Annotated in this window: 15 protein-coding genes; 4 read left to right on the top strand and 11 right to left on the bottom strand. The window is 57.2% G+C overall.

The window, feature by feature from the left end; all coding sequences use genetic code 11:
* Positions 1–82: 82 nt before the first annotated feature.
* The 5 genes from MME58_RS20015 to MME58_RS19995 all read right to left on the bottom strand — a co-directional run bounded on the left by MME58_RS20015 (position 83) and on the right by MME58_RS19995 (position 6,694).
* Positions 83–997 carry a glutamate/aspartate ABC transporter substrate-binding protein gene (locus tag MME58_RS20015; RefSeq protein WP_055006397.1) on the bottom strand — a complete coding sequence of 305 codons (915 nt, stop codon included), beginning with the start codon at positions 995–997 and terminating at the stop codon, positions 83–85.
* Positions 998–1,352: 355 nt separating this feature from the next.
* The gene (gene glpD, locus MME58_RS20010; protein WP_055006396.1) at positions 1,353–2,891 is read right to left on the bottom strand and encodes a glycerol-3-phosphate dehydrogenase; all 1,539 of its coding nucleotides are present in this window, start codon (positions 2,889–2,891) and stop codon (positions 1,353–1,355) included.
* 524 nt (positions 2,892–3,415) lie between these two features.
* Complete coding sequence (locus tag MME58_RS20005; protein ID WP_054987196.1) at positions 3,416–4,171, bottom strand: DeoR/GlpR family transcriptional regulator; 756 nt, start codon at positions 4,169–4,171, stop codon at positions 3,416–3,418.
* Between the two features lie 99 nt (positions 4,172–4,270).
* Positions 4,271–5,776, bottom strand: coding sequence for a glycerol kinase GlpK (gene glpK, locus MME58_RS20000; protein WP_054987197.1), 1,506 nt, complete (start codon positions 5,774–5,776; stop codon positions 4,271–4,273).
* A gap of 60 nt (positions 5,777–5,836) precedes the next feature.
* A complete protein-coding gene (locus tag MME58_RS19995; RefSeq protein ID WP_054987198.1) occupies positions 5,837–6,694 on the bottom strand; it encodes an MIP/aquaporin family protein in 858 nt (285 codons plus the stop codon).
* 341 nt (positions 6,695–7,035) lie between these two features.
* Between MME58_RS19995 and ybaK the strand changes: the two genes are divergently transcribed.
* On the top strand, positions 7,036–7,506 hold the full coding sequence (gene ybaK, locus MME58_RS19990) for a Cys-tRNA(Pro) deacylase (protein ID WP_054987199.1): 471 nt from the start codon (positions 7,036–7,038) through the stop codon (positions 7,504–7,506).
* Between the two features lie 8 nt (positions 7,507–7,514).
* On the opposite strand, the gene MME58_RS19985 is transcribed toward ybaK, so the two are convergent.
* Both MME58_RS19985 and argF read right to left on the bottom strand, forming a co-directional pair.
* Positions 7,515–8,588, bottom strand: a complete 1,074-nt coding sequence (locus MME58_RS19985; RefSeq protein WP_055006395.1) for an ABC transporter ATP-binding protein — start codon at positions 8,586–8,588, stop codon at positions 7,515–7,517.
* Positions 8,585–9,505, bottom strand: coding sequence for an ornithine carbamoyltransferase (gene argF, locus MME58_RS19980; RefSeq protein WP_054987201.1), 921 nt, complete (start codon positions 9,503–9,505; stop codon positions 8,585–8,587). The genes MME58_RS19985 and argF overlap by 4 nt, the downstream gene beginning before the upstream one ends.
* A 450-nt stretch (positions 9,506–9,955) precedes the next feature.
* Here argF and MME58_RS19975 point away from each other — a divergent pair, with 450 nt between their 5' ends.
* From MME58_RS19975 to grxD, 3 genes are all read left to right on the top strand, one after another.
* Positions 9,956–10,249: a hypothetical protein gene (locus MME58_RS19975; RefSeq protein ID WP_054987202.1), complete on the top strand. Its 294-nt coding sequence runs from the start codon at positions 9,956–9,958 to the stop codon at positions 10,247–10,249.
* A gap of 132 nt (positions 10,250–10,381) precedes the next feature.
* Complete coding sequence (locus tag MME58_RS19970) at positions 10,382–12,502, top strand: molybdopterin oxidoreductase family protein (protein ID WP_055006394.1); 2,121 nt, start codon at positions 10,382–10,384, stop codon at positions 12,500–12,502.
* Positions 12,503–12,590: 88 nt separating this feature from the next.
* Entirely contained in the window at positions 12,591–12,917 is a 327-nt protein-coding gene (gene grxD / locus MME58_RS19965; protein WP_002554852.1) for a Grx4 family monothiol glutaredoxin, read from the top strand.
* 172 nt (positions 12,918–13,089) lie between these two features.
* Here grxD and bfr read toward each other — a convergent pair whose 3' ends face one another.
* The 4 genes from bfr to pyrC all read right to left on the bottom strand — a co-directional run bounded on the left by bfr (position 13,090) and on the right by pyrC (position 15,894).
* The gene (bfr, locus tag MME58_RS19960) at positions 13,090–13,560 is read right to left on the bottom strand and encodes a bacterioferritin (RefSeq protein ID WP_005889341.1); all 471 of its coding nucleotides are present in this window, start codon (positions 13,558–13,560) and stop codon (positions 13,090–13,092) included.
* A 200-nt stretch (positions 13,561–13,760) separates the two neighbouring features.
* Entirely contained in the window at positions 13,761–13,979 is a 219-nt protein-coding gene (locus MME58_RS19955) for a bacterioferritin-associated ferredoxin (protein WP_002554850.1), read from the bottom strand.
* Between the two features lie 197 nt (positions 13,980–14,176).
* A complete protein-coding gene (rnt, locus tag MME58_RS19950) occupies positions 14,177–14,854 on the bottom strand; it encodes a ribonuclease T (protein ID WP_003363600.1) in 678 nt (225 codons plus the stop codon).
* The gene (gene pyrC / locus MME58_RS19945) at positions 14,851–15,894 is read right to left on the bottom strand and encodes a dihydroorotase (RefSeq protein WP_054987204.1); all 1,044 of its coding nucleotides are present in this window, start codon (positions 15,892–15,894) and stop codon (positions 14,851–14,853) included. The genes rnt and pyrC overlap by 4 nt, the downstream gene beginning before the upstream one ends.
* Positions 15,895–16,039: the final 145 nt, after the last annotated feature.

Here is a 16,039-nt window from a genome sequence, read left to right as displayed (position 1 = left end):
ACGCACTGTCGTCAGGCGAAAGTGATGAGCCGATCCCGAACCGGCGGTGCCCGTCCGGGATGCAGTCAGGTCAACCGGCTACTCAGGCTTCTTTGTCTTCAGCAGCCTTGTCGGTGGGGTTCTGAATCAGCTCCTTGAGTTTGTCGCTCATCGGAAAATTCAGATTCAGGCCTTTCGGAGGGACTGGCGACATGAACCACTTGCTGTAGATAGCGTTGATGTCGCCGGATTTGAAGGTGGCGACAATGGCGTCATCCACGGCCTTCTTGAACGGGGCGTCGCCTTTGCGAACCATGCAACCGTAGATTTCATAGGATTGCGCAGTACCGGTTACCGCCCAGTCGACCGGCTTCCTGGCCTTGGCCATTTCGCCTGCCAGCAACGCGTCGTCCATCATGAACGCGACCGCACGGCCGGACTCGAGCATCTGGAAGGATTCGCCATGGTCCTTGGCCGAGATCACGTTCATGCCCATCTGCTTGTCGGCATTCATCGCCTTCAGGATGCGCTCGGATGTAGTGCCCGCGGTGGTGACGACGTTCTTGCCTTTCAGGTCATCGAAGTCCTTGTAGCTGGAATCCTTTTTCGACAGCAGACGCGTACCGACTTCGAAGATGCCGATGGAGAAATCGACCTGCTGCTGACGCTCGACGTTGTTGGTAGTCGACCCGCATTCCACGTCGACGGTGCCGTTCTGAACCAGCGGAATGCGGGTCTGAGAGGTCACCAGGTTGTACTTGACCTTGAGGTCAGGCATGTCCAGGTCTTTCTTGATGGCCTCGACGATCTTCAACTGGATGTCATGCGAGTAGCCCATCGGCACGCCTGTAGCATCTGCGATGTAGGAAAACGGGATGGAAGCGTCACGATGACCCAGGGTGATAGTGCCGGACTCTTTGATCTTCTTCAGGGTGCCGGTGAGTTCGGCAGCGAAAACCGGGGTGCTGATCAGAGCGGCAGTGATAGCTGCGCCCAATACGTGGGGAACGATGCGCATGGATGAATCCTTGATTTCATTTTTATTGATGGAGCCGCAATGGCTGCGGCCCGCTTCTTGGCGAATGCTTCAACGGCGTCCAGATCCAGACACACGCCCCTGTCGAAACGCTCGGTCCAGACTCTAGAGCACGAGTCGTGCCAAACAGGTTTTTGTTATCAATGCACTGAATTTAAAGGGTTTTATTTTTAAATGAGCACTGTGTTCGGCATGGATGTGTCCGGTAAGCCGAATAAGGCAAGGCAGGGTGTTCGGAAAACCGAATGCAATCGCAAGGATTCAGGGAGGGGGAAATGAGCGGCGGGGTATACAGTCTGTTCACCCGACGGCGGGTGAACAGACTGTATTCAAGCGGTCAGGCTGCCTCGATGGAGGCCTTGTTGCGTGCAACGGTTTCCAGGTAGCTGCGCACAGCGGCCTGCTCTTCAGGCGTGGTGAACAAGCCGAGTTTGGTGCGGCGCCACAGGATGTCTTCGATGCTGGTGGCCCATTCCTGATCGCACAGGTAATCGACCTCACGGGTATACAGACCGGCACCCAGATGCTGGCCGAGGTCTTCCAGGCTGTGCGCGCCCTCTAACAAGCGCCAGCTGCGGCTGCCATAGGTAATTGACCAGCGTTTGGCGATAGGGGCAGGCAGCCAGCTGAAGCGACGGGTCATTTCAGCTGCCAGTGCTTCAGGCGTGGTCATGTCCTCACCGCCAGGCAGAGCAGCCTTGGCCGTCCAGCTCGGCTTCATCTGTTTGAAGAAGGGTGCCAGCTGTGACATCGCCGATTCAGCCAGTTTGCGATAAGTCGTCAGCTTGCCGCCGAACACCGACAGGATCGGTGCCTCATCGCCGCTGCCCGACAGCGACAGCGTGTAATCGCGGGTGATCGCCGACGGGTTATCGGATTCGTCGTTGCACAACGGACGCACACCCGAATAGGTATGCAGAACGTCCGCACGAGTCAGCTGCTTCTTGAAGTGGTCGTTGGCCACTTTAAGCACGTAATCCATTTCACCATCAGTGATATCAACCTTGTTCGGGTCGCCCTGATATTCGCGGTCGGTGGTGCCGACAATGGTGAAGTGCTCCAGATACGGGATTGTGAACACGATGCGTTTATCTTCGTTTTGCAGAATGAACGCGTGCTCGCCTTCGTACAGTTTCGGCACGATGAGGTGGCTGCCCTGAATCAGGCGAATACCGTAGGCAGACTCGAGTTTGAGGTCTTCACGGATAAACTTGGCTACCCACGGGCCTGCGGCATTGACCAGTGCCTTGGCATGGATCGAAAACAGGCTGCCATCGCTTCGTTCCAGATGCAGATGCCACATACCTTTGATGCGGCGGGCACTGACACAGCGGGTCTGTGTATGAATGTGTGCACCGCTCTCACGGGCGGCCATGGCGTTCAGCACCACCAGACGAGCATCGTCGACCCAGCAGTCGGAGTACTCGAAACCGCGGGTGATGCTCGGGTTGAGCGGGCTGTCCGCACCAAAACGAATGGTCCGTGATGCTGGCAGCTTTTCACGTTTGCCGAGGTTGTCGTACAGGAACATCCCGGCACGAATCATCCATGCTGGACGCAGGTGTGGACGATGGGGCAATACAAAGCGCATAGGCTTCACAATGTGCGGAGCCTTGGCGAGCAACACTTCGCGCTCTGCCAGAGCCTCGCGCACCAGACGAAACTCATAGTGCTCAAGATAGCGCAGGCCACCGTGAATCAGCTTGCTGCTGGCCGATGACGTGTGGCTGGCAAGATCGTCTTTCTCGCACAGAAAAACCGACAGGCCGCGACCGGAGGCATCCGCTGCAATACCGACACCGTTGATGCCACCGCCAATCACGGCAATGTCGTAGACCTCGGAGAGGGGCGGGGTTGGCACAGTAGTGTGGGGCATTGGTGGCCTCCTGGACAATTCGTGAGCAACGCTCGAAAGGCGAATCTGAACATTGATGTTCATTTTCGAAAATAATAGCTCAATAAAATTGCCCTTGCCAGCACGTATCGATTGAAAATACTGATGACTGAATCAGGAAAAGAACAAAAATGAACATTGTAGGGCGGGATTTGTGCGCGGATGATTGACCCCGGACGCCTCATGCTTTTCATGCTCAAACGCGGGAAAGCCCGTGGGTGACGCCTCGCGTCAAAAATCTGAGCCACATCGCAGATGCGGGGAAGGACGCAGAGCGCCCAGAACTGCATGCCAACGCGAGGCATTGGCACGACAGTGTTCTTGCGGGCATTGTTCGTTCCGCACGCTCCGGGCCAGACACGCCTCGTTCCTCACGCTCCCGCGTGGGAATGCCCTGGGTGACGCTCTGTGTCACGAGTCCACGAGGCGCTGCAGAGACAGGGGCGGATGCAGAGCGGCAGGTCAACGCAGAGCATTGCCTTCGGAACGCCTCAGGTTCTTCACGATCAAACCACTTCCAGGCGAATCTTGTGCTGCGTAAGAAGTTGCTGAAGCGCAGGCACCGGAGGCTGGTCGGTGACCAGGCAATCGATCAGGGTGATCGGTCCGAGCCTGACCATGGCATTGCGCCCGAACTTGCTGGAGTCCGCCGCCAGGAGCACTTTGCGTGCATTGGCGATGATCGCCTGAGAAACCCGTACTTCCTGATAATCGAAATCCAGCAGGCTGCCGTCCTCATCAATGCCGCTGATGCCGACCAGCGCGAAGTCCACTTTGAACTGGGTAATGAAGTCGATACTGCCCTGGCCCACGACGCCGCCGTCACGACGCACATTGCCGCCTGCGATCAGGACCTCGAAATCATCCTTGGCACTGAGGATCGACGCGACATGCAGGTTATTGGTGATGACCTTCAGATTGCTGTGGTTGAGCAGGGCGCGTGCGATGGATTCGGTAGTGGTGCCGATATTGATGAACAGCGAGGCATTGTCCGGGATCTGCGCTGCGATGGCCTCGGCGATCCGTTGTTTTTCGTCGCGCATCTGATCCGCACGCATGGCGTAGGCGGTGTTTTCGATGCTGGAGTCATAGGCCGCGCCGCCGTGATAGCGACGCAGCAGGTTCATTTCCGCCAGCTGATTGATATCGCGGCGGATGGTTTGTGGGGTCACGACGAACAGCGTCGCCATTTCCTCGATGCTGACGTAACCGCGGTCGCGGACCAGTTCGAGGATCTGTTGTTGGCGGGGAGGCAGGTTCATTGTTTTTCCTTGAGCGCCCTCTACAAATGGCGCCCATCATGCCGCAGGAAAGTGTGACCTGTCAGCCGGAATCCTGCCTGCTCCCTACAACAGCCGGGATCACTCCTCGTTTTCGTGCGGTTCCCAGTCGCGGGTTCGTGCCACGGCTTTTTGCCAGCCTGCGTAAAGTTTCTCGCGGTGCGCCTCTTCGCAGGAAGGTTCGAAGACGCGCTCGATCACGGCCTTGTTGCGCAATTCGTCCAGGCTGCTCCAGAAGCCGATCGCCAGGCCAGCCAGGAACGCAGCACCCAACGCTGTCGTTTCACGCATTTGTGGACGCTCGACGTGGGTGCCGAGAATGTCTGCCTGGAACTGCATCAGGAAGTTATTGGCAACTGCACCGCCGTCCACGCGCAACGACTTGAGGCGTTCGCCGGAGTCCTGTTGCATGGCATCGAGCACGTCACGGGTCTGATAAGCGATGGACTCCAGCGCCGCACGGATAATGTGGTCGACTTTCACGCCACGGGTCAGACCGAACAATGCGCCTCGTGCGTACGGGTCCCAGTAAGGTGCGCCCAGACCTGTGAAGGCGGGTACCAGATACACGCCGTTGCTGTCCTTGACCTTGCTGGCAAAGTATTCGGTGTCCAGCGCATCGTTGATGAGTTTGAGTTCGTCGCGCAGCCATTGCACGGTCGAGCCACCGTTGAATACGGCGCCTTCCAGCGCATAGGCGACTTCACCACGAGGGCCGCAGCCGATGGTGGTCAGCATGCCATGTGCCGATTTCACGGCTTTTTTACCGGTGTTCATCAGCAGGAAGCAGCCAGTGCCGTAGGTGTTCTTGGCCTGGCCGGGTTCGACGCACATCTGACCGAACAGCGCTGCCTGCTGGTCGCCTGCGATACCGGCAATAGGGATGCCGCTTTTGCTGTGACCGTAGACTTCGGAAGAGGCTTTGACCTCTGGCAGTATCTCGCGCGGGATGTCCAGCACGTCGAGCATGCGCTGATCCCATTCCAGTGTATGAATGTTGAACAGCATGGTCCGCGAGGCGTTGGTGTAGTCGGTGACGTGAACCTTGCCGCCGGTGAATTTCCAGATCAGCCAGGTATCGATCGTGCCGAACATCAACTCGCCTTTGCGGGCACGCTCGCGACTGCCTTCCACATTGTCGAGGATCCACTTGACCTTGGAGCCGGAGAAGTACGGGTCAATCACCAGGCCTGTGGTGTCCTTGATGTATTCCTCAAGACCGTCGCGCTTGAGTTGCTGGCAGATCTCGGTGCTGCGTCGGCACTGCCAGACAATTGCGTTGTAGATAGGGCGACCGGTTTCGCGTTCCCAGATGACTGTGGTTTCGCGTTGGTTGGTAATGCCGATGGCTGCGATCTGGTTGTGGTGCAGGTCCGCCTGCGCCAGCGCTTTGGTCATGCAAGCGGTTTGTGTGGCGAAGATCTCCATCGGGTCGTGCTCGACCCAGCCTGCCTGCGGATAATGCTGTACGAATTCGCTTTGGGCAGTGCTCACCACATTGGCGTCGCGGTCGAAAATGATAGCGCGCGAGCTGGTGGTGCCCTGGTCAAGAGCAATGATGTAGTTCTTGTTCTGTGTGTCAGTCATGTCGATTGCCTTGCATTGTTGGGTGGGATTCAGTTGAGTGAGATTCAAATTGAGTGGAATTCAAGATGAAGCCTGAACTTTGCCGCGAACCACTGGAGCATCTTTTTCGTTTTCAACAGGAACGGCGCTCGGCAGATGACGCGCAATCAGCGCGCGATAACCGGCTGCACCGAGGCAGGCACCCAGGATGGGTGCAAAAATCGGAACCAGAAAATAAGGAATGTCACGACCGCCGGTGAAGGCTATTTCACCCCAGCCTGCGAAGAACGTCATCAGCTTTGGACCGAAGTCGCGAGCCGGATTCATGGCAAAGCCGGTCAGCGGGCCCATGGCACTGCCAATCACCGCAACCAGCAGGCCGATCAGCAACGGGGCCAGCGCGCCGCGTGGCAGCCCGTTGTTGTCATCGCCCAGGGCCATGATGACGCCCATCAGAATGGTGGTAATGACCACTTCGACCAGAAATGCCTGACCCACCGAAATGGCAGGGTTAGGATAGGTCGAGAATACCGACGCCAGTTCAAGGCTCTGCTCGCTGCCGCGAATGATGTGGTGCGCATGTTCGAAGTCGAAAAAGAGGCTGATGTACAACAGGTACACCAAACCAGCCCCACAGAACGCGCCGGCTATCTGCGCCGAGATGTAAAAAGGCAATTTACGTTTTTCGAATCCGGCAAACAGACTCAGCGCAATGCTGACGGCCGGGTTGAGATGAGCACCTGAAATACCTGCGCTGAGGTAGATCCCCATGCTGACTGCCATGCCCCAGATGATGCAAATTTCCCACAAGCCGAAAGTGGCTCCCGCGACCTTGAGCGCTGCAACGCATCCTGTGCCGAAAAATATCATCAGCGCGGTGCCAAGAAATTCAGCTACACATTGCCCGGTGAGTGTCGGTTGTTTTAGTGCGATGGTCATGGATACCTCATTTTTGTTTTTGTCTCGGCACCCTGAGACAGGCCCGGGTGCTCGTTATTCGTGCGTATCAGAAAAACCCCATTTCTGATCGCTGATGCGAGTTATACCGAAAAATCGCTTTCGATAATATTCGTAAACGAAAAAATATAGACAAGAAACAACGCTGTCAAAGGTCGGAACCGAACGGTCAGAAAATCGATGCGGCCCCGCACAGCCGCTTTATACCGGAAAAATTCACGCCGTTGTCAAAAAGCCATCAGGGTTGCAGATAGCGTGAATCAAGGCATGTTCACTTTACTTGGCTTAAAGTGTCGTGCATCCGTCACTCCTTGGAGCGTTGCATGACACCCGCACTGGATTTGCTGAAAAAGCTTCGCGCCGAACATCGCATTCACAGTTATGAACATGACCCGAAAGCGGCCTCATATGGCCTGGAAGCAGCGGAAAAGCTGGGGCTGGAGCCAGCGCGGGTTTTCAAGACGCTGTTGGCCAGTACCGAAAAAGGTGAATTGCTGGTTGCTGTCGTGCCGGTCGTCGGAACACTTGATCTAAAGGCTCTGGCGCACGCTGCCGGGGCCAAGAAAACCGAAATGGCTGACCCTGCGGCGGCGCAGCGCTCAACGGGTTATCTGTTGGGTGGCATCAGCCCGCTGGGTCAGAAAAAGCGCCTGCGCACCTTTATTGACGAAACTGCACAGCGGTTTGAGCGTATTTATGTGAGTGCCGGGAGGCGGGGTCTTGAGGTTGAGCTTTCGGCTGCGGTGCTGGCCGAGCATACTCAGGCCATGTTTGCACCGATTGGCAGGGAATGACCTGCGGCTCAGTTGTTGAGCGTATGGGCCGCAATGCTGCCTGGCGCTGCAAACAACACCAGATGTTCAGCCGCTACACGAATACCGACTTCCTCGCCGGGGTTGTGATCGGCATGGCTGGGGAAAACAGCTTCAAGCTGGCTGCCGGTAGAGAGCCGCAGACGGTACAACGTCGAGGCACCCTGAAACGTTCGCCCGATTACCCGTGCTCTCAGATCGCTGTTCGGCGCATAGACGATATCGTCAGGTCGTAGCAAAACATCCACGGCGCTGCCGCTGACGCCCGGATAGGCCCGGTTGCCGCGCAAGACACCCAGTTCGGTGTGCACTGATTCCGGCTCTATCATCTGCCCGCGAATGAAATAACCCTGGCCGATGAAGCTGGCGACATAAGGGGTTCGGGGTTCGTGATACAGGTTGTAAGGTGTGTCCCACTGCTCCAGACGACCCTCCTTGAATACGCCGACATGGTCGCTGACGGCGAAAGCCTCTTCCTGGTCATGAGTCACCAGAATCGCGCTGGTGCCACGCGCCTTGAGAATATCGCGCACTTCATGGCTCAACCTCCGGCGCAGCTCGCCGTCCAGGTTGGAAAAGGGCTCATCGAGCAACAGCAGTTGCGGCTCAGGCGCCAGTGCTCTGGCCAGCGCCACACGTTGTTGCTGTCCACCGGACAGTTCGTGGGGATAGCGTTTGCCTAATGCACCCAGGTTGACCAGCTCAAGCAGTTCGGCGATGACATGTTTCAGACGCGTATGGCTGCGAATACCGAATGCAATGTTATCGGCGACGCTCAAGTGCGGAAACAGTGCGTAGTCCTGAAATACCATGCCGATGCGGCGTTTCTCGGGTGCCAGAGTCCAGCCCGGACGGGAGATGACTTCGCCTGCGAGAGTGATCTCGCCCGCATCGATGGGTTCGAAACCGGCAATGGCGCGCAGTGTCGTGGTCTTGCCGCAGCCCGATGAGCCCAGCAGGCAGCCGATATCACCCGCGTTGAGGTGCAGGTTCAGATCCTGCACCACGCGCTGGTTCTGATAGCCGCAAGCGAGGTTGCGCAAGTTCAGCAGCAACGGTTTCATGCTGGCTTGCAGGACGGCGCGACCAGAAACTCCAGCAACGCTTTCTGCGCATGCAGGCGATTTTCCGCCTGATCCCAGGCGACCGAGCGTGAATCATCCAGCAGGTCGATGCTGATTTCTTCGCCGCGATGGGCGGGCAGGCAGTGCATGAACAGCACGCCCTTGTCAGCCAGGTCGAGCAGGGCGCGCGTGACCTGAAACGGCGCGAACAACTTCTTGCGCCGGGCGGTTTCCTCTTCCTGGCCCATTGAGGTCCACACATCGGTGCTGACCAGATGTGCGCCGGCAACTGCGGCTTCGGGATCGCGGACCACGGTGACACGCTCTCCCGCCAGTGCCAGGAACTCGGCGTTTGGCTCGTAGCCCGCAGGGCAGGCCACACGCAACTGGAAGTCGAACTGAATCGCCGCTTCTATATAGCTGTTGCACATGTTGTTGCCATCACCGATCCAGGCGACAGTTTTGCCCTTGATCGAGCCGCGATGCTCCAGAAAAGTCTGCATGTCGGCGAGCAACTGGCAGGGGTGCAGGTCATCCGACAGGCCATTGATGACCGGTACACGGGAATTGGCGGCGAATTCGGTCAGATTGCTGTGCGCATAGGTACGGATCATCACCGCATCGAGCATGCGTGACATCACTTTCGCGCTGTCGGCAATCGGCTCGCCACGGCCTAACTGGGTGTCTCGATGGGACAAGAAGATGGCCTGACCACCCAGTTGAATCATCCCTGCTTCGAAAGAAAGACGGGTACGTGTCGAGGATTTCTCGAAAATCATCCCCAGCACCCGGTTCTTCAGCGGCTCAAAAAGCATACCGCGATTTCGCAGGTCTTTGAGCTCTACGCCACGACGGATCAAGCCCAGGAGTTCGTCTGGGGTGTAATCCATCATCGAGAGAAAGTGCCTGGCGTTCATGATTAACTACCTTTTTTGCAACAGACCACAGGTTATCAAAGCCGGTTTTTATCGGGAAAACGGGCGAGACCTGCGGCGGAAGCCGCACGAGGCGACGAATAGTAAAGGCGCGATAGTATAAAAAAATGTCGCGTCTTACCAATAGCATGCATCTTTCTGAAACATTGCTGCCATCGGCGCTTGGCTTCAGGGAGCACCGTTATTTCGTGTTGACGGGTCAGAAATTGGCTAAGCTGAGGAGGCTAATAGCCATCTTCGCTTTTTCCGAAGGCAGCATTTGTACACTGCGCAAATAGCACTTGGCAATTAGTACCAATCCTGCAACAGTCTGTGTTTGCGCGGGCGCGCTTAATGCGATGCGCTTCACGGGCTTGAAACAAGGACCGTTTCTTTAATGCCGGACGTAGGTTATAAATCGTTGCCGATACATTACTGATCGAGGGCTAGGGAATGGACTCAAAAGAGCGTCAACTAACGGAGTTACTCGGGCTGACCGCTCGTACGCTTACCCATCTGACGGCCTCCATGACCTCGATGTCCTTCGAGTTGCTGCGCAGCGAGGACGAAATTACGCGTACTGCGGGCCGGCGCATGATTGACCGCATGGCGACCATCAGTTCAGGGCTCGATGAGCACTGGCGTCTGATCGGCGACCTGACCGGTGTTCACCTGGCTCAAGAGCAAGTCGAAACCGTGACTGAAATCCAGTTGCAGCGCAAGGTCGTGACGCCTATCGGCGGTTGATCCGGTCCGCTCATCGGCCCGCCTGATGCACGTCGATTCACAAGACGAACGTCAGTGGCACGGGTCATTGCAAGGCACCATAGTGATTGTTCGGCAGTCAACCGGATTGCCATGACAAGATCTGAGGCTGTGATGACCCGGACTGAACACTACCGCGCCTGTCACTTGTGCGAGGCCATTTGCGGCCTCGTCATCGAAACTGTTTCGCAACCCGATGCTGCGCCCCGGATTACCTCGATCAAGGGCGACCCGCTTGACACCTTCAGCCGTGGTCATATCTGCCCCAAGGCGGTCGCGCTGCAAGACATCCAGAACGACCGTGATCGCCTGCGCCAGCCGATGCTGCGCATAGGTGACCAATGGCAACCCATTGCCTGGCAAGAGGCGTTCGATCTGGTGGCGGAGCGGATCCACGCCATTCAGCAACGTCATGGACAGAACGCGGTAGCGGTCTATCAGGGCAACCCCAGCGTGCATAACTACGGGTTGATGACCCACAGCAATTACTTCCTCGGTCTGCTCAAGACCCGCAATCGCTTTTCGGCCACCTCGGTCGATCAACTGCCGCACCACCTCACCAGCTTTTTAATGTACGGCCACGGCATGCTGTTGCCGATCCCGGATATCGATCACACCGACTTCATGTTGATCCTTGGCGGCAACCCGCTGGCGTCCAACGGCAGCATCATGACTGTGCCTGACGTTGAAAAGCGTCTGAAAGTCATTCAGCAGCGTGGTGGCAAACTGGTAGTCATCGACCCGCGCCGCAGCGAGACGGCAGCCATCGCCGACCAGCATCTGTTCGTGCGTCCGGGCGGTGATGCGGCGCTGCTGTTCGGGTTGCTGAACACCCTGTTCGAAGAAGGGCTGAACCGCGAAACCCACTTGCCCGTCGACGGTCTGGATCAGGTGCGGCAGGCCATTGCCGGTTTCACTGCTGAGGCCATGGCGCCCCGCTGCGGCATTGCAGCCGGGCAGATTCGGCAACTGGCTCGGGATTTTGCGGCGGCCGACAAGGCGGTCTGTTATGGGCGAATGGGTGTTTCCACCCAGGCTTTCGGCACGCTGTGCCACTGGCTGGCGCAACTGGTCAATCTGGTAACCGGCAACCTGGATCGTGTCGGCGGGGCGCTGTGTACGGAGCCTGCCGTCGACCTTGTCAGTTCCACTTCCGGGGGGCATTTCAATCTATGGCAAAGCCGGGTGTCCGGCCTGCCTGAGTACGGTGGCGAGCTACCGGTTTCTGCGCTGGCCGAGGAGATGCTCGTGGAGGGGGAAGGGCAGGTCCGTGCGCTGGTGACAGTCGCGGGCAACCCTGTGCTGTCGACGCCCAATGGTCGTCAATTGGAGCGGGCGCTCGAAGGGCTGGAGTTCATGCTAAGCATTGATCTTTACATCAACGAGACCACGCGCCACGCCGACCTGATTCTGCCGTCCACTTCGGCGCTGGAAAACGATCACTACGACACCACCTTCAATACACTGGCGGTACGCAACGTCACCCGCTTCAATCGGGCGATTTTTGCCAAGCCCGAAGGTGCGCTGCATGACTGGGAAATTTTCGTCGGTCTGGCCAGGTCCTTTGCAGCCCGGGCGCAGCGGGAACTCAAACCTACCGTGCCACCGGCGCAGATGATTGATCGCGGGTTGCGCGCCGGCTTCTATGGAGATGCGTCACCTTACTCGCTGTCACTGGAAACCCTCTCCAGTCATCCGCATGGTCTGGATCTTGGGGCCTTGAAGCCTAACCTCACAGAACGCCTGAAAACCGCCAATGGGCGGGTTCAGGCGGCACCCGAAGCGATCATGGCGGACCTTGCGCGGTTTGCGGCCGACCTTGCTCCCGATCCGGCCTTCAAGCCCGGTGATCTGCTGCTGATTGGCCGTCGACATGTACGCAGCAACAATTCGTGGATGCACAACTACCATCGACTGGTGAAGGGCAAGCCACGCCATCAACTGCTGATGCACCCTGACGATCTTGTTGCTCGTGGTCTTGGTGATGGCCAGCAGGTTCGGGTCACCTCTCGTGTCGGGGTGATCGAGGTGCAGGTGCTGAGCAGTGTGGACATGATGCCGGGCGTGGTCAGTCTGCCGCACGGCTGGGGGCATTCGCGTTCGGGGGTAAAAATGGAGATCGCCAAGAGCCAGCCCGGGGTCAGTGCCAATGACCTGACTGACGAACGGCGACTGGATGCGCTGTCCGGCAATGCGGCGTTAAACGGCGTGCCGGTGCAGGTGGCTGCCTGTTAAGGCTCAAGACAGAGCGTCATGCTCGGGATTTCGTTACAATGCGCCACCGTGCCGACAACTGAGTCGGATAATTCAGCCGAGGTGCTCCATGGATATCATCGAAACGATCAAAGAGCAGATTGCCAACAACACCATTCTGCTTTACATGAAAGGCGCTCCGAACGCCCCACAGTGCGGCTTTTCGGCCAAGGCTTCCCAGGCATTGATGGCGTGTGGCGAAAAGTTTGCCTATGTCGACATTCTGCAAAACCCTGAAATCCGCGCCAACCTGCCAAAGTACGCCAACTGGCCGACTTTCCCGCAGCTGTGGGTTGCCGGTGAGCTGGTCGGTGGTAGCGACATCATTACCGAAATGATGGCTGACGGCTCGTTGCAGACGTTGGTCAAGGAAGCGTCCGCCGCCAAGGCCGAGTAAAGCCTCGCGCACAGCGTGGGCATGCAGCTTTGACGCTCTGCGTCAATTGGGGACGCAGAGCGTCGCACGATAGTCGAGATTATCGTTCCCTGCGCTCTAGTATGGTTTTACGCACAAGAAAAAGCCCGCTCTCGATTGAGGCGAGCTTTTTCATTGCAACGCGGTGGGTGAATCAGTCCCCCATCTGCGACTGCAGGTAGTTCTCTATACCGACTTTGACGATCAGACCCAGCTGGGTCTCGAGCCAGTCGATCTGTTCTTCCTTGGGCTCAAGGATGTCTTCAAGCAGTTCTCGGCTGCCAAAGTCACCGACCGTTTCGAAGTGAGCAATGGCCGCTTTCAGATCGGCCAGACCCTTTTGCTCTATCTTCAGGTCGCATTCCAGCATCTCTTTGGTGTGCTCACCAATCAGGATTTTGCCCAGGTCCTGCAGGTTGGGCAGACCTTCCAGAAACAGCGTGCGCTTGATCAGCTTGTCAGCGTACTTCATCGCGTGGATGGACTCATGATACTCATGGCCACCGAGTTTTTTCAGACCCCAATCTTCATACATGCGCGCATGCAAAAAGTACTGATTAATAGCGACCAGCTCGTTCCCGAGGATCTTGTTGAGATGCTGGATGACTGTGATGTCGCCTTTCATGTTCGAGGTCCTGCCGGTGGCTTGTGTATATAAGTGCCGAGTGTGAGCCGCACTTAATCGCCTGTCAAACCTAAGTGGTTGAATAATAAGTGAAATTAAATAGGAATAAGAATGTTTGAGTTCCGCATCTTGACGCTAAGCGCTTGAATTACAGGCATAAAAAAACCGGACAGGGTGTCCGGTTCTTTAAAAGAGAGGGTTCAGGCTGCTGAAAATTCTGCTGGATAGGCCAGCGATGCCTGAGTGGTTTGCAGTTCTGTCAGCGTGTCACGCACCACTTCCTTTGCCAGGCAGGCGCATTTTCCACATTTACTCGCAACACCCAGAGTTTCACGGACTTCACGATAACTGCAGCAGCCTTCCAGAATTGCATCCCGGATTTGACCGTCTGTGACACCTTGGCAGAGGCAAACATACATAAGCTATGGACCGTCGCTGGTTTATTGCTTGGTGCCCAGGAGCTTAATGTTAATGAGAATGCTTGTCAAAACTGTTTTGGGTTCGATTCAGGTAGAGCGATGAGTGGTCTGTTTCATGATGAGTGCATGCTTTCATACGCTCAAGGCAGGCCTGAAAAAACCGGCGCAAGGCCGGCTCATTCAGTGACGTATCGACTTTAATCGTCGAAGTCTTCCCAACCGCCCATCTCTTTCCAGCGGTTGACGATGCCGCAGAACAGCTCTGCAGTCTTCTCGGTATCGTAACGAGCCGAATGGGCCTCACGCCCGTCGAAATCGATTCCAGCGGCCTGACAGGCCTTGGCCAGGACGGTTTGACCGTAGGCCAGCCCGGCCAGGGTGGCGGTGTCGAAGCTTGAGAACGGATGAAACGGGTTGCGTTTCATGTCCATCCGCGCCACAGCGGCGTTGACGAAGCCGAGGTCGAAGCTGGCGTTGTGGCCGACCAGCACTGCGCGTTTGCAGCCATTGGCCTTGAGGGCCTTGCGCACGCCGCGGAAGATGTCGTTCATCGCGGTTTCTTCGCTGACCGCCATGCGCAGCGGGTGGTCGAGCTTGATGCCGGTGAACTCCAGCGCAGCGGCTTCGATGTTGGCACCTTCGAACGGCTCGACGCGGAAGAAATAGGTGTGTTCAGGGAACACGAAGCCTTTCTCGTCCATGCCGATGGTCACGGCGGCAATTTCCAGCAAGGCATCGGTGGCTGAATTGAAACCGCCGGTTTCTACGTCGACGACCACGGGCAGGTAACCCCGAAAGCGGGCTGCCATCGGGTGACGGGAACCGCCGCCACCGCCGTGGCCTTCGTGTTCGTCGTCAAAATGATCTTCACTCACGCGTGTTCCTCCAGACGCCAGCGCAGTTTTTCACCAGCGCGCAGCGGGATAACAGTCAACTCGCCAAACGGCAGGCTGGCAGGGGCGGTCCACTCGTCACGCACCAGCGTGATGGTGTCCTGATTGGCTGGCAAGCCGTAGAACGCCGGACCGTGAAGGCTGGCAAAGCCTTCCAGCTTGTCCAGAGCGTTACGCTGCTCGAAAGCTTCGGCATACAGTTCGATCGCCGCGTAGGCGGTGTAGCACCCGGCGCAACCGCAAGCGTTTTCCTTGGCATGCTGGGCATGCGGCGCCGAATCGGTACCCAGGAAGAACTTGCCGCTGCCGCTGGTGGCCGCGTCGAGCAAGGAAGCCTGATGCGTATTGCGCTTGAGAATCGGCAGGCAGTAGAAGTGCGGGCGAATTCCGCCGACCAGCATGTGGTTGCGGTTGTACAACAGGTGATGCGCGGTGATGGTTGCCGCGACATTGGCTGAGGCTTCGTTGACGAACTGTACCGCTTCACCGGTGGTGATGTGTTCAAACACCACTTTCAAGTTCGGAAAACGCTCGACTACACGACGCAGATGTTCATCGATGAAAACCTTTTCACGATCGAACACGTCGATTTCGCCCCGTGTCACTTCCCCGTGCACCAGTAGCAGCATGCCAACTTCGGCCATGGTCTCGAGGGCAGGGAAGATCTTGTCGATGCTGGTGACACCGGAATCGGAATTGGTGGTCGCGCCGGCCGGATACAATTTGGCGGCGTGGACGAAGCCACTGGCCTTTGCCGTACGAATGTCTTGCGGCGTGGTCTGGTCGGTGAGGTAGAGCACCATCAACGGCTCGAAGCGGCTACCGGCCGGACGTGCAGCCAGAATGCGCTGACGATAGGCATCGGCTTGCTGCGCGTTGCGTACCGGAGGCACGAGGTTGGGCATGATGATTGCGCGGCCAAAAGTTCGCGCTACGTCGGCAACGGTATGAGGCAAGACAGCTCCGTCACGGAGGTGAATGTGCCAGTCGTCGGGACGCAGGAGGGTCAGGCGGTCAGACATTGGGGATTCCAGGCGGGTCAAACTCGCTGGGAATGCTACCGGAAAAGACTCTCTCAGGCATCCGCTATCAAGTTTTGCACGAAGTTACCGATAGCCCCCTTGTCAGTCAGTCATTTTTGTTTCGCGTTCATTTCCAGTGGAGCCT

The organism is Pseudomonas syringae pv. tagetis (genome assembly GCF_022557255.1).
GTDB classification, from domain to species: domain Bacteria; phylum Pseudomonadota; class Gammaproteobacteria; order Pseudomonadales; family Pseudomonadaceae; genus Aquipseudomonas; species Aquipseudomonas caricapapayae.
Note: the sequence above shows the minus strand (reverse complement) of the source record. Positions and strands in the feature narration are given on the sequence as shown.

Bases quoted from the DNA above. Each gene is read 5' to 3' on its own strand.
- MME58_RS19995 (WP_054987198.1), bottom strand. From the start codon at position 6,694: ATGACCATCGCACTAAAACAACCGACACTCACCGGGCAATGTGTAGCT.
- MME58_RS20015 (WP_055006397.1), bottom strand. From the start codon at position 997: ATGCGCATCGTTCCCCACGTATTGGGCGCAGCTATCACTGCCGCTCTG.
- MME58_RS20005 (WP_054987196.1), bottom strand. From the start codon at position 4,171: ATGAACCTGCCTCCCCGCCAACAACAGATCCTCGAACTGGTCCGCGAC.
- MME58_RS19975 (WP_054987202.1), top strand. From the start codon at position 9,956: ATGGACTCAAAAGAGCGTCAACTAACGGAGTTACTCGGGCTGACCGCT.
- ybaK (WP_054987199.1), top strand. From the start codon at position 7,036: ATGACACCCGCACTGGATTTGCTGAAAAAGCTTCGCGCCGAACATCGC.
- MME58_RS19955 (WP_002554850.1), bottom strand. From the start codon at position 13,979: ATGTATGTTTGCCTCTGCCAAGGTGTCACAGACGGTCAAATCCGGGAT.
- bfr (WP_005889341.1), bottom strand. From the start codon at position 13,560: ATGAAAGGCGACATCACAGTCATCCAGCATCTCAACAAGATCCTCGGG.
- MME58_RS19970 (WP_055006394.1), top strand. From the start codon at position 10,382: ATGACCCGGACTGAACACTACCGCGCCTGTCACTTGTGCGAGGCCATT.
- MME58_RS19985 (WP_055006395.1), bottom strand. From the start codon at position 8,588: ATGAAACCGTTGCTGCTGAACTTGCGCAACCTCGCTTGCGGCTATCAG.
- glpD (WP_055006396.1), bottom strand. From the start codon at position 2,891: ATGCCCCACACTACTGTGCCAACCCCGCCCCTCTCCGAGGTCTACGAC.
- glpK (WP_054987197.1), bottom strand. From the start codon at position 5,776: ATGACTGACACACAGAACAAGAACTACATCATTGCTCTTGACCAGGGC.
- argF (WP_054987201.1), bottom strand. From the start codon at position 9,505: ATGAACGCCAGGCACTTTCTCTCGATGATGGATTACACCCCAGACGAA.
- pyrC (WP_054987204.1), bottom strand. From the start codon at position 15,894: ATGTCTGACCGCCTGACCCTCCTGCGTCCCGACGACTGGCACATTCAC.
- grxD (WP_002554852.1), top strand. From the start codon at position 12,591: ATGGATATCATCGAAACGATCAAAGAGCAGATTGCCAACAACACCATT.